The sequence below is a fragment of the Jatrophihabitans telluris genome (assembly GCF_023516435.1).
In the GTDB taxonomy this organism is placed as follows: Bacteria; Actinomycetota; Actinomycetes; order Mycobacteriales; family Jatrophihabitantaceae; genus Jatrophihabitans_A; species Jatrophihabitans_A telluris.
On sequence record NZ_CP097332.1, the window covers coordinates 3,913,284 to 3,926,676 of the forward strand.

Consider the following 13,393-nt stretch of genomic DNA (forward strand, 5'->3'; position numbering starts at 1 on the left):
CGCGCCGACTGACTGCGCATCTGATGTCCTCTGTTTCGGCGGCCGTCTGCCGTCCCCCGCAACTCCGGGGCTGCTCGGGGTCCATTCCGGGGCCAAGGCGCGCCAGCCGCACAAGTGCTCGGAAGTCCCAGTAATTGTGCGGTCGCGCGCGTCTCACACTCCGTGCATGAACCGGTGACCGGTCGTCATCGCCGCGGGCTGACGAATCATGGGATCGCCGCCGGTGTCGGCGCCTTTGCTGATTCGGCGGCCGACCTGACTGCCCGCTTTGGACAAGTGCCCAAATTTTTTCCCAACCTCAAATCCTGTGAGCCGACCTGAGAGCCATCCCGCCGTCGGACCCGGCTGTCAGACAGCGGCCGTAGACTCATCGCCCGTGGCACGCGCATCCGGTCTGACCGTCCTGTCCAAGCTGGCCAAGCTCGCTGCGCTGATCGCGATCAGCGGCGTGCTGGTCGCCGGTCTGCTTCTGCCCTACATCGGCGGCGCCGGGCTGGCAGCCAAGGCCGGCGCCGACAAGTTCCTCAACACCAAGTGCCCGTCATCCACCCTGACCGACCAGGGTGTCCAGCAGCGCACCAACATCTACGCCAGCGACGGCAAGACGCTGATCGCCACCCTGTTCGACCAGAACCGGCAGGTAGTCGCCTACAAGGGCCTGCCCGCCTACGTCAGCACCGCCCTGATCGACACCGAGGACCGCCGGTTCTACGCACACCACGGGGTCGACATGCGGGGTCTGCTCCGGGCCGCGGTCAGCAACAGCTCCGGGGGCTCCACCCAGGGTGCGTCGACCCTCACCGAGCAGTACGTAAAGCAGGTGAACCTCTACAACGCCATCAACGCCGGCGACCAGAAGGCCGCCCAGGCCGCGACCGATCAGAACATCGACCGAAAGATCTCCGACGCCCAGTGCGCCCTGGACATCGAGAAGAAGTTCAACAAGCCCCAGATCCTGTCCAAGTACCTCAACATCGCCTTCTTCGGCGAGAACAGTTACGGCATCCAGGTCGCCGCACAGACCTACTTCGGCCGGAGCGCGTCGAAGTTGACCGTCCCTCAGGCCGCCATGCTCGTCGGCCTGGTCCGCGCGCCCAGTGACTACGACCCCTATCTGCACCCGGACGCCGCGCGGGCCCGGCGCGATCTGGTCCTGGACAACATGGTGACCGCCAAGAACCTCACCGCGTCCGAGGCGGCCAAGTACAAGGCCCAGCCACTCGGCCTGGCGTCGAAGACACCCACCCAGCCCGCCCGTGGCTGCGCCTATGCCAACGCAACCATCAGCAACGTCGGTTACTTCTGCGACTACGTGCTGGACTGGCTCAGCTCGACCAGTGGGCTGACCGCTCGGCAGGTGCAGACCGGTGGCTACAAGATCATCACGACACTGGACGTCGGGCTGCAGAACAGTGGCCAGGCTGCTATCCGAGCTAGCGCCCTCGACCCGAAGAACGACTACCTGCTGGCGATGCCGTCGGTCAATCCCACCAACGGCGCGGTCACGACGATGATCACCGACAAGAAGTACGGGGTGAAGAAGGGCGACTCGGCCTACTCCGTCGGCAAGCTGTTCACCGATGCTTACGCCGGCTCCGGCTCGACGTACAAGTACTTCACCACGCTGGCTGCGCTGACCGCTGGTGTCACACCGCAATTCACGCTGTCCACCGCGAATACCGGCTATCGGCCGCTGAATTGCCCGGCCACCGGCTACACGGCGAGCAACGCGGGCCCCTACCCGACCACGATGCAGCTGATGAGTGCCCTGCCGGAATCGTCGAACACATATTTCGTCGGCATGGAGGATCAGCTCTTCGGCTGCGACATCTCCCCGATCGTCAACATGGCGACTTCATTGGGCATGAACGCGCTGCTCCAGAAGTCCAACGGCAAGACGATCGCGCAGCAGATCATCGCCGATCGCCGGGCCACCTTCACCCTCGGCCAGGAGAACACCTCGGTCCTCGAACTGACGGGCGCCTTCTCGACCGTGGCCAACGACGGCGTGTTCTGCCCGCCGACGCCGATTCTGGCCGGTGGGATCACCGACCCCACGGGCAAGAAGGTCAGCTTCACGCTGCCGGGGTGTAAGCGGGTGCTCTCGCAATACGTCGCCCGCACGATGCGCGACATGATGGTTTCCGACACCAGCGGCCACAACCTCGCCGATGCCCCGTTCAACAACGTCCAGTACAACAACGGGGGAACCGCCACCGGTTACTTCGGTAGCTGGTACGGCTCGGGTGGCAGCCTGGTGGCCGGCAAGACCGGAACCAACAACGCCGCCGACGCCGCGGGCAACGACAACGGGCTCAACTCGGCCCTGTGGTTCGTGGGTGTCACGCCGACCCTCACATCGGCGGCGGCCATCGTGAACCCGAAACACCCGAACCTCACCATCGCCAACGTCCCGGGCATCACGGCGAACAACAACGGAAGCGACACCTTCGGCGCGTTCGGCGGCACGTTCTGGCTCAGCGCGTACCAGTCCTACCTGGCCGCGCGACCCTGGACGTGGCCCACCGTGAACGACCTGCCCGGGGACACCATCCCGACGTACCAGGTCGTAGGCCAGACCGTTGACGCCGCGACGACGAATCTCGCCGCCCTCGGCCTCAAGGTCAAGGTGCTGCGCACGCCCTGCGGAAGCTCGGTGTTCGCCGGGAACGTCGCCTACTTCAGTCCGGCGAAGGCGGTGGCGGGCACGACCATCAACCTGTGCGTGTCCAGCGGTAAGTCGCCGGTGGTCTTCCAGCCCACGCGCCCGACGAAGTCCGCCTCCAACGCCCCGCGATCATCCTCGGCCGCCGCCCCGCCGAGCCGCACGCGCGGAAACGGCAACGGAAACGGCAACGGAAACGGCAACGGAAACGGCAACGGGGGCTGACCGGTCCCGTCCGGCCCGCCCGTTGTCGTTCAGCCGGCGAGCTGTCGGCGAACCTCGTCGGACACCCGCTTGCCGTCGGCTCGTCCGGCGACGGCGAGCTGGACCGCCTTCATCACGACGCCCATCTGCCTGGGCTCGGTCGCGCCCGCCTCGGTGATGGCCTGAGTCACGAGGCTGGCCAGTTCCTCATCCGACAGCTGAGCCGGCAGGTACTTGGTGAGTACGCCTTCCTCGTCCCGCTCGCGCTGGGCGGACTCGGCACGACCTCCCTGGTCGAAGGCCTCCGCCGCCTCCCGCCGCTTCTTCGCCTCCCGCGTGATCACCTTCAGCACCTCGTCATCGCTGAGTTCACGCGCGGATGAGCCGGCGACCTCCTCGGTAGTGACCGCGGTGAGCAGCATCCGGATCGTTGCCGTGGTCAACTCGTCCCTCGCCTTCATGGCGGTGGTGAGGTCGGACTTGAGCTGAGTCTTGAGGTCGGCCATGGCTTCAGGTTAGCGAGGCGGCATCACCGCGAGCACCGCGAGCACCGCAAGCACCGCGAGCACCGCGAGCACCGCGAGCACCGCGAGCACCGCAAGCACCGCAAGCACCGCGAGCACCGAGAGCGGAGCGAGCACCGCACGTAGGGTGGTCGGCATGTCTCGTGTGTGGCGCTCCGCCGGTCTTGTCGCAGCGGCGGGGGCCGGGGCACTGGCCTACGGCGGTCTGATCGAACGCAATTGGTTCACGCTGCGACGGTTCACCGCTCAAGTCCTCGACCCCGGCACGTCGGCCCTGCGAGTGTTGCACGTGTCGGACCTGCACCTGACCGCCGACCAGAAGCGCAAGCAGGCCTGGATCTCGGACCTGGCCCGGTTGAAACCGGACCTCGTGGTCAACACCGGGGACACCTCATCCGACCCCGACGCGATCCCGGCGATCATGTCCGCGCTGGGACCCCTGTTCGAGTTTCCGGGCGTGTTCGTGCCCGGCAACAATGACTACTACGTACCGAAGGCCAAGAATCCGGTTCGCTACTTCCTGCCCGACAAGGTTGGAACCCTGCACGGCCGGCTGCGCATGCCCTGGGACGAGCTCGCGGCCGAGATGTCATCGGCCGGCTGGCTGGATCTCACCCACGTCCGGACCCAGCTGCGGGTCAACGGACTACCGGTTGCACTCGCGGGCACGGACGACCCCCACCTGGGACGAGCTCGCTACGACAAGATCGCCGGGAGGGCCGACCGGAACGCGGTCGTGAGGATCGGGGTCATCCACTCCCCGGAACCCCGGCTGCTCACCCGGTTCGCAGCCGACGCCTATGACCTCGTACTGGCCGGGCATACGCACGGCGGGCAGATCAGGGTCCCGTTCGGACCGGCCATCGTCACCAACTGCGGCATCGACGTGCACCGGGCCCGCTGGCTGCACGCGTGGGACGACCACATGTGGTTCAACGTGTGTGCCGGGCTGGGCACGAACCCGTTCCTGCCGATCCGGTTCGGTTGCCGCCCCGAGGCGGTGCTGCTCACGCTGCTTCCGCGGGCCTGACCGGGCGGACGGACAGACACATCCCCGGCGCGTGCCCAGGCCGCTGCGGCCTGATCAAACGTGCCGATCGACGAGCCTGTTGGTAAATCGCGGCGGTGGCCTTCCGGTATGCTGGTCCGGTTGCCACCGGGGTGTGGCGCAGCTTGGTAGCGCGCTTCGTTCGGGACGAAGAGGCCGTGGGTTCGAATCCCGCCACCCCGACCAACGAAGAAGACCCGCCCTCTTTCGCGAGGGCGGGTCTTCTTGCTTATCCGCCGTTGCTCAGGCGCAACTCCCACCCTCAGTCCGTTCTGCCCGGCCGCGTGGCGTGGCGCAGTCGACTGTTCACGTCAGCCACTTCGCTCTCGGCCCGGCGGCAGCCATCGCACCCGGCCAGGTGCTCGCGCACCAGGCGGACGACGCGCGAGGCCAGACCGCCTCGCTGGTATGCGCCCAGGTGGGTACGGACCAGCTGGCACTGATCATCGGCCGAGTCGAGTACGTGCTCCTGAAGGAAGGCCTGCCTGAGCCGCTCGCGGGCCCGGCGGCTCCGCGACGACACCCCGTTGGGGCTGGTTCCGAGCTCGTCGGCCAACGAGGCCGCAGTCTCCTCCTGGATGAGGGTGTGCCACAACAATTCCCGCGGCTCATCGGGTAACGACTGCCACGCCCTCAGCGCCGCGCCGTACTCCATCCGTTCCAGGTAGCGACTGCCCTCGTCCGGCGCCATCCGTGGATCAAGGTCCTCGATCATGTCGGTCAGTACGACCTGGCCGTAGGTGCTGCGTCCGTTGTCGATACTCAGCCGCCGAACAGTGCTCAGCAGGTAAGCGCGGAACGCGCTCGTCGGACCACCGCCCCCGAGAATGGCTGACAGGATCTTCGCGAACGCCTCGCTCACGATGTCGTCCACGTCGTTGCTTCGCCCGATCTGGCGGGCGAAGGCACGCGCGGCCCGGGCGTGCCGTGCCCACAACACTCCGTAGGCGTCTGGGTCACCCCCGCGCACTTGGGCGACGATATCGGCATCCAGGAGTTCGCCGTCAGGATCGTATCCGTGCCTTTCCTCGTTCACGGGGCCGACGACTGGATGAGCTCCAGTTCGAACAGCCGCTGTCTGATGGACGCTGTTTGCCGACAGGCATGGGGCGGTTGGGGCATACATTTCGCTGCCTTGTTTTTCTTGGCGGCCCGCGGTGGCCACCGTTCGAAGGCGACTCCGCGATCGCCCTTGACGTGTGAATTCAGCCCTCGACATCCGGCCTATTCGGAGCGCTGGTTGTTGTTGCTTGTGAATCCATCACGAAGTCTCGGCTCGCATGCCTGCGCGCACATCACCTCGACGGGGCGGTTGCCGACGTGCCGCGCAGCGCGGATGTAGCCGATTCGTACCTTTGCGGCTGCACCCGCCGACTACAGGGCCTGCTTTGTCTCGCGCGGAAGGGAGTAGTCACCCCGATTAGGTAATAACTGCGTTCGCGACCGCACGGCTCGGAAGGCGCGCGACGGACGGGACTACAACAGGCCTAGCTCGCGGGCCCGGTCGACGGCATGCCTGCGGCTGGACACCTCGAGTTTCCGGTACAGATTCTTGAGGTGGGCCTTTACGGTATTGACCGAGACGTACAGTTCGGCGCCGATTTCGGGTAGGGCCAACAACGTGTCGAGCAGTCTGAGTACTTGCAATTCGCGATCAGTCAGCTGTTGGGCGCCCGCGGCCACAGGGCGCGCGTCGGGCATGAGCAGATCGAACGTGGCCAGCACCTCGGACAAGAATTCCGGGGCGCGGTGGGCGTGAGAACTGCTGCGTAATAGATCGAAGGCCGGCACACTGAACTGCAGGAACGGTTGAATCATTCGTTGGGTCGACGCCGTCTGCAGGGCTGAGAGCATGGTGTCTACGGCGAGCGTGCGGCGTCCGAGCTGGTGCTGGACAAGGGCGAGCAGAACCATCGCCTGCAGTCGCTGATCGAGGAAGCCCGTCGCGTCCTCACCCGCGGCTCGCTCGAGAACTCGGACTGCCGCGGCCGCGTAGCCGTCGGCGAGCAGCATCTCGGCCTGAGCGATCAGCACGTGACGGGGGCGTTCGGTCCCCGGCTCCTCCAGCGCGTCGGCCAGGAGCCGACGGGCGAGCGAGACGCGGCCCAGCACGAGACTCAGACGAATCCGCTCGCCGATCGCATACGACATGAACACATGCTCGTCACGAACTCGGACCAGCTCCTGCGCCGCTGCCTCGACCGCGGCGAGAGCCGATCGTTTGTTCCCGCGCAACGACAGCACCAGACCTTGAACCAAGCGAATCGTGCCGCGGATCGCCGGTTCGTCCCCCCGCGCCGCGTCCTCAGCTCGATCCAGATACTGATCGGCGAGATCCGGGTCGCCGAACAGGTAATGCGACCAGCCCAGTGCGTGCCATGCCTCGGCCGCGACGCCGGATTCCGACCAGCCGTACCGCTCGGCAAACGCGGTCGCCGCCTGCGCGACGTCGCACGCCTCTATCGGACGGTCCTGGGCGGTCAGCACCGCGGCCAGCTGGCTCTGACAGGCAAGGGTGAGGAATTGGCGTCCGGCGCCGCTGGCCAGCGCCGAAGCGTGCCGCAGGTTCGCCTCCGCCGCCGTTATGCCTCCGGACCAATATTCAGAGACGGCGAGATTGAACAGCGCGAGCGCCCGGGCGTCGCCGGCGAGTTCGGCGGGCGCGTCGCCCTCGCGTTCGAGCAAGAGGGACGTGCTGCTCCTCGCCGCCTCGACATCCACACGCAGTCGTGCGAGCTCGCCCCTCGCCACGTTGATCGCAATCTCCCAGGTTTCCTGGTTCCGGGCGGACAGCTCGCGTCCGCGCTCAGCGGCGGCCAATTCACCCTCGCCCGAAAGGGCATCACCCTGCGCGAAGTGCATGACGGCGCTGACGGCGTGCAGCGCTGGTCGGGCGCCTCCCGCGTGCGGCATGATGCGGCGCAGCAGGGACGCGAGCAGAACCACCTGACCGGCAAGATAGATCCGCAGCCACATCGACAGCAGCAGCTCGCAGGCCCGGTCCCAGTCGCCGGCATCCGCGGCATGGCCGACGGCGTCGACCGCCAGACCCTGGAGCTCAGACCATGTGGCGGCCCGTTGATGAAGCTCGTTCGCCAGTTCTGGAAACCCCTGACGAAGCCTGTCTCGCAGCAACTCCGCGAACATCTGGTGGTAGCGGTACCACTGCCGTCCCGGCCCGTGCGCGACCAGGAAGATGCTGCGTGCCGCCAGAGCTTCGAGCACCTCACCAGCGTCGCTGCGTCCGGTGAGCTCCGTCGCCAGTTCGGCGTTGATCCGTTCACAGATCGACGTGCGGAGCAGGAAGTCGCGGACGTCCGGTGGCTGGTTGGCGACGACTTCACTGAGCAGATACTCCGCTACCGGTTCCGAGCTCCCGGCGAACCCGGCGAGCACGGCCGCCTGATCGCCTTCGCCGGACAACATCAGCACGGCCAGACGCAGACCGGCTGCCCAACCTTCAGTACGGGTACACAGGGTGCGAAGCTGATCCGCGTCCACTTCGACGTCTTCCGGTGTGAACAGCTGCGCTGCCTCTTCCTCGCTGAAGGCGAGGTCGGCGATCCGGATCTCGCTCACCTGGCCGTTGAGTCGCATCCGTGGCACGGGCAGCGCGGGCCGGTGGCGACCGAGCAGGACCAGGCGCAGATTCTCACCGCAGTGATCCAGCAGAAACGTCAGGTCCTTGAGGATGCGCGCGTCGGTGATGTGATGCACGTCATCAACTACGACGATGACGTGCTGCCGCAGCTCGACCAGAGCGCTGACCAGCAACGACAAGAACACGTCCAGGTCGTCCTCGGGATCCTGCGGCGGCCGGAGCGTCTCCAACGGCTGATCATCGCCGACCCCGGTGCCGACTCGCAGCGCGGCCACCAGATACGTCCAGAACCGGATCGGATCGTTGTCGTTGGCGTCCAGGGACAACCACGCCGAGACCTGCTGTGGTGGCTGGGACTGGAGCCAGGAAGCGGCAAGGAGTGTCTTGCCCCACCCTGCTGGGGCCTCCAGCAGGGTGAGCGGCCGCCGCACCGCCTGGGTCAGCTGTTGAAACAATCGCCCTCTGAGCACCACGCTCACCGAGAGGGACGGTGGCGACACCTTGCCGCGCACGAGCGGGCCCAGGGCGGGAGACTCCACCCGCCAATCCCCCGCTTGCGCGCTGAGCATGCTAACGACCGGAGTTTCCGCCGAAAGCACCCGCGAGCCGGTGAGGACGACTGAGCTGATCACTCGCCCGCGTTCGTCCGGTGGCGGCCGGATCCAGGTCCTCGTTCACTGACGTCATCGCTCACCAACCACATGATCGAGTTCTAGTGATCAGAAACTGCAGGCACCGGTGCGCACATGAGAACCCGCCAGGCCTGCGCTGAGTCTTTCACCCGGCGCAGCCGCAACCAACACTCTTCGGAAAATTGACGTTCCAAATTGGCAAGAATTTTGGTTATCGAATACGGATGATTGCCACGAATACTGGGATAGCCCTGCACGCACCGTGACCTGGACCGAGCCCCACGGTCTGGAAGGCGCGAGCAGAATTTTCCGCGGCGACGCCCGGACTGACCGTAAAATCCTGTGATATGACCGGTACCGCACGCCCCGTCGTGATCGTTGGCGACCCCGTCCTGCACCGGCCGGCCGCGGCCGTCACCGAATTCGGCCCGGGACTGCGGACGCTCATCGAGGACATGTTCGCCACGATGTACCTGGCCGAGGGCGTCGGGCTCGCCGCTCCCCAGATCGGCGTGGGCCTGCAGGTCTTCGTGTACGACTGTCACGACGACGAGGGCCGCTACCACAAGGGCCACATCGTCAACCCGGTCATCACCCAGACCAGCCACGAGGACGAGGACGGCGACGAGGGATGTCTGTCCGTCCCCGGCCCGTACGCCTCGCTGGAGCGCCCGCGGACGGTCACCGTCACCGGTCAGGATCAGACCGGTCTGTCGGTCGAAATCACCGGGTCCGGGTTCCTGGCCCGCTGCCTGATCCATGAGGCCCAACACCTGCAAGGCGTTCTCTACATCGACCATCTGAACAAGCGGCGGCGCGGACGCGTCCTGTCCGGCATCGAACCGTTCCCGTGGAACGCCGCCGTGCCGATCCCCGCCGGCACCGACTGACGGGACCGCACTCACGGCACCGGACCGGCTCAGGGTTTACGGGTCAGGGCCTGCGGGTCAGAGCCGCTGTCATCACCAGGTCCGTGATGCGCTGCAGTGACCGAAGCGTGGCATCGATATCGCGCGTCGGTTGCACCAGGTGCGACAGCACCAGCCGGACGAGGGCCTCGATGAGCTCGGCCAGCAGACCCTGGTCGTAGAAGGGGAAATGCTCGGCGAACCAGGCCGTCAGAACCTCGACCGCGCTGGACAAGACCGGGCGGGAGTCCGTAGTGAGCAACAGCAGCAGGTCGGCGTCGCCGACGTTGGTCAGCACCCCGTGCAGGAGGGGGTTCTCGTGCGCCTGCAGCAGCGTGAAGCGCAGTGCAGCATTGGCCGCTCCCGCAAGGTCGTCGGTGTGGCCTGCCAGCTCGCTCAACAGGCCCTGCAGAAACTCCGTGGTCTCGGCCAGAACCAGCGCTTGGCCGAGGCCGGCCTTGTTACCGAACTCCGAGTACAGAGTGGGGCGCGATACGCCCACCGCGTCGGCCAGCTCCACGAACCGGATCTGTTGCCACCCCCGCTGCAGGGTCAGCGTCCGCGCCGCGGCCAACGCCCGGGCGCGGACGTCGCGGCGAAAGGACTCGTGGTCCGCGGGGGTGCTCATCAGCGGCGGCCGCTGACCGACTCAGACAAGGCTGGCGACAACCTCGGCGATCTGCACGGTGTTCAGTGCCGCGCCCTTGCGCAGGTTGTCGTTGCTGATGAACAGCACGAGGCCCCGGTTACCGTCCACGGACTCGTCCTGGCGGATACGGCCGACGTAGGACGGGTCCTGGCCGGCGGCCTGCAGCGGGGTCGGGACCTCCGACAACTCCACGCCCGGGGCGCGCGCCAGCAGCTCACGGGCCCGCTCCGGCGTGATCGGTGCGGCGAACTCGGCGTTGATCGACAGCGAGTGGCCCGAGAACACCGGCACCCGCACGCACGTCCCGGACACCCGCAGGTCGGGAATCGACAGGATCTTGCGCGACTCGTTGCGCAGCTTCTTTTCCTCGTCCGTCTCGTTCGAGCCGTCGTCGACGACCGAGCCGGCCAGCGGCAGCACGTTGAAGGCGATCGGAGCCACGTACTTCACCGGCGCCGGAAAGTCGATCGCGTGGCCGTCGTGGGCGAGTTCGGCGGCCCGGTCACCCGCGGCGGCAGCCTGCGTGGCCAGCTCCTCCACACCGGCGACACCCGAGCCCGATACGGCCTGGTAGGTCGAGGCGATGAGCCGAACCAGGCCCGCCTCGTCGTGCAGCGGCTTGAGCACCGGCATCGCGGCCATGGTGGTGCAGTTGGGGTTGGCGATGATTCCCTTGCGGGCGTCCCGCACGGCCTCGGGGTTGACCTCGGACACGACCAACGGAACGTCGGGATCCATCCGGAACGCGCTGGAGTTGTCGATGACCGTCACTCCGGCCGCCGCGAAGATCGGCGCCAACCGCTTGGAGGTGGAGGCACCGGCGGAGAACAGGGCGATGTCGAGTCCGGAAGGGTCGGCGAGGTCGGCGTCCTCGATGACGATCTCGCCGTCGCCCCACGGCAGCGTCCCGCCGGCGGAACGGGCCGAGGCGAAGTACCGCATCTGGGCGACGGGGAACTTGCGCTCGGCGAGGATCTCGCGCATCACCCGTCCGACTTGTCCGGTCGCACCGACGATGCCGACCCGCAGGCCGGGAGAGCGCTCGGGTTGATCCTGCATGTAGGGGTCGCTGACTTCGAAGACGCTCATGGTGTGTGGATTCCTCGCTCTGATGGCTGTACCGGCTCCGGACGCAGTCAGCGTCCGGTACCTCCGTAGACGACGGCTTCCGCACCGGTGCTGCCGAGTTCGAACGCGTCGTGCACCGCGCGGACGGCCTGATCGAGATCGGTGTCGCGGCACACGATCGAGATGCGGATCTCGGACGTGGAGATCATCTCGACGTTGATGCCGGCCTCGGCCAGCGAGGCGAAGAAGGTCGCGGAGACGCCGGGGTGTGAGCGCATTCCCGCACCGACGAGCGACAGCTTGCCGATGTGGTCGTCGTAGAGCACGTTCTCGAAACCGACCTGGCCCTTGACCTTCGTCAGCGCCTGGACCGCGAGCTGCCCGTCCGTCTTGGGCAGGGTGAAGGACACGTCGGTCTTGCCGGTGCCCCCGGTCGAGATGTTCTGCACGATCATGTCGAGGTTGATCTCGGCCTCGGCGAGTACGCGGAACAGGGCCGCGGCCTCGCCGGGCTTGTCGGGCACGCCGACGACGGTGACCTTGGCTTCGCTGCGATCATGGGCGACGCCGGAGATGATGGCCTGTTCCACGGGGAGATCCTCCATCGAGCCGGTCACCGTGGTGCCGGTCTTGTTCGAGAACGACGAACGTACGTGAATGGGCACGCCGTAGCGGCGGCCGTACTCGACCGAGCGCAGGTGCAGGATCTTCGCCCCGCAGGCGGCCAGCTCGAGCATTTCCTCATAGGTGACCGTGTCGAGCCGCTTGGCGTTCTTCACGATGCGCGGGTCGGCGGAGTAGACGCCGTCGACGTCGGTGTAGATCTCGCAGACGTCGGCGTGCAGGGCAGCCGCGAGCGCTACAGCCGTGGTGTCCGAACCGCCGCGGCCGAGCGTGGTCAGGTCCTTGGTGTCCGGAGACACCCCCTGGAACCCGGCGACGATGGCGATATTGCCCTCTTCGAGGGACTTCTCGACGCGGCCGGGAGTGATGTTGACGATGCGGGCCTTGTTGTGGGTCGCTGTGGTCAGCACGCCGGCCTGGGAACCGGTGAACGATTCGGCCGGATACCCCAGGGACTGGATCGCCATCGCGAGCAGGGCCATCGAGATCCGCTCGCCCGCGGTGAGGAGCATGTCGTATTCACGTCCGGCGGGGACGGGAACGATCTGCAGGGCAAGGTCGATCAGGTCATCGGTGGTGTCGCCCATCGCGGAGACGACGACCACCACATTGTGGCCTTCGCGGCGCGTGGCGACGATTCGCTCGGCTACGCGCTTGATCCGCTCAGCGTCGGCGACCGATGAGCCGCCGTATTTCTGTACGACGAGTCCCACGGGTTCTCCAGTGACATCTTCGAGCGTGAACGTTTTCCGCTCGGAGTCTACCGGGGAGCACCCAGGCCGATTACCGCTCGATGGCCTGTGCCGTGAGCCGGGCACAGGCCCGGGTATGCAGCCGGGTGGCGTGGCCCTCGCGGTGAGGGCCACGCCACCCGTGACGTTGTGCTGGGGCCGGTCAGCTCCCAGAGTTGAGTGTTCGGACCGTCAAGGCCGGCGTTAGGGCTTTCGGATGTCTCAAGCCGCCCGCCGCGCGGCGCTCGCGCCGCAGTGCCTTACTCAGTCGTCCCAGGGACCGTAGTCGTCCTCCATGGAGGTTCTCCTTTCCGAGCCACACATCGGCAGCACCCAATAGTTGGGCGGCGATGAGTGGAATTTCTATCCAAACCGGGTTTCACCGTGGTGACGGTTCGATTGCCGGTCGAGGTACAGATCGTCAAGACTTGGTCGCGCTTGAGATCCGGCAGCCACAAAATGGACTGCTAACAGAACCTTAGCAGGCCCGTAACGTATTCCCGAACCCGGTCCCGTTGACGTTGCCCTTGTTGCGGGCCACACGCCGTTGACGTTGCCCTTGTTGTCGCAACGAGGGCAACCTCAACGCAGGACGGCTCGCAACAAAGGCAACCTCGACGCGGGACGGCCAGCAACGAGGGCAACCTCAACGCGAGACGGCCAGCAACAAGGGCAACCTCAACGCGAGACGGCCAGCAACAAGGGCAACCTCAACGCGGGACGGCTCGCAACAAGGGCA

General features: G+C 66.5%; 10 protein-coding genes and 1 tRNA gene. 4 read left to right on the plus strand and 7 right to left on the minus strand.

The features are described from left to right. Positions 1-376: 376 nt before the first annotated feature. A complete protein-coding gene (locus M6D93_RS18025) occupies positions 377-2,890 on the plus strand; it encodes a penicillin-binding protein (protein ID WP_249771406.1) in 2,514 nt (837 codons plus the stop codon). A 29-nt stretch (positions 2,891-2,919) separates the two neighbouring features. On the opposite strand, the gene M6D93_RS18030 is transcribed toward M6D93_RS18025, so the two are convergent. Then, entirely contained in the window at positions 2,920-3,375 is a 456-nt protein-coding gene (locus M6D93_RS18030) for a GatB/YqeY domain-containing protein (RefSeq protein WP_249771408.1), read from the minus strand. Between the two features lie 9 nt (positions 3,376-3,384). Continuing rightward, the gene (locus tag M6D93_RS18035) at positions 3,385-3,531 is read right to left on the minus strand and encodes a hypothetical protein (protein WP_249771410.1); all 147 of its coding nucleotides are present in this window, start codon (positions 3,529-3,531) and stop codon (positions 3,385-3,387) included. On the opposite strand from M6D93_RS18035, the gene M6D93_RS18040 reads away from it, so the two are divergent. Both M6D93_RS18040 and M6D93_RS18045 read left to right on the plus strand, forming a co-directional pair. After that, positions 3,530-4,423 carry a metallophosphoesterase gene (locus M6D93_RS18040; protein WP_249771412.1) on the plus strand — a complete coding sequence of 298 codons (894 nt, stop codon included), beginning with the start codon at positions 3,530-3,532 and terminating at the stop codon, positions 4,421-4,423. The two genes, M6D93_RS18035 and M6D93_RS18040, sit on opposite strands and share 2 nt — an antisense overlap. A gap of 127 nt (positions 4,424-4,550) precedes the next feature. After that, positions 4,551-4,627: transfer RNA gene (locus M6D93_RS18045), tRNA-Pro, on the plus strand. Positions 4,628-4,703: 76 nt separating this feature from the next. On the opposite strand, the gene M6D93_RS18050 is transcribed toward M6D93_RS18045, so the two are convergent. Further along, positions 4,704-5,477: a sigma-70 family RNA polymerase sigma factor gene (locus M6D93_RS18050; protein ID WP_249771414.1), complete on the minus strand. Its 774-nt coding sequence runs from the start codon at positions 5,475-5,477 to the stop codon at positions 4,704-4,706. A 440-nt stretch (positions 5,478-5,917) separates the two neighbouring features. Continuing rightward, a complete protein-coding gene (locus M6D93_RS18055; RefSeq protein ID WP_249771416.1) occupies positions 5,918-8,581 on the minus strand; it encodes a winged helix-turn-helix domain-containing protein in 2,664 nt (887 codons plus the stop codon). 440 nt (positions 8,582-9,021) lie between these two features. On the opposite strand from M6D93_RS18055, the gene def reads away from it, so the two are divergent. Continuing rightward, the gene (gene def, locus M6D93_RS18060; protein WP_249771418.1) at positions 9,022-9,564 is read left to right on the plus strand and encodes a peptide deformylase; all 543 of its coding nucleotides are present in this window, start codon (positions 9,022-9,024) and stop codon (positions 9,562-9,564) included. 43 nt (positions 9,565-9,607) lie between these two features. On the opposite strand, the gene M6D93_RS18065 is transcribed toward def, so the two are convergent. The 3 genes from M6D93_RS18065 to M6D93_RS18075 are packed head-to-tail and all read right to left on the minus strand — an operon-like array spanning position 9,608 to position 12,636. Then, entirely contained in the window at positions 9,608-10,210 is a 603-nt protein-coding gene (locus M6D93_RS18065; RefSeq protein ID WP_249771420.1) for a TetR family transcriptional regulator, read from the minus strand. A gap of 21 nt (positions 10,211-10,231) precedes the next feature. After that, entirely contained in the window at positions 10,232-11,320 is a 1,089-nt protein-coding gene (locus M6D93_RS18070) for an aspartate-semialdehyde dehydrogenase (RefSeq protein ID WP_249771422.1), read from the minus strand. 47 nt (positions 11,321-11,367) lie between these two features. After that, entirely contained in the window at positions 11,368-12,636 is a 1,269-nt protein-coding gene (locus M6D93_RS18075; RefSeq protein ID WP_249771424.1) for an aspartate kinase, read from the minus strand. Positions 12,637-13,393: the final 757 nt, after the last annotated feature.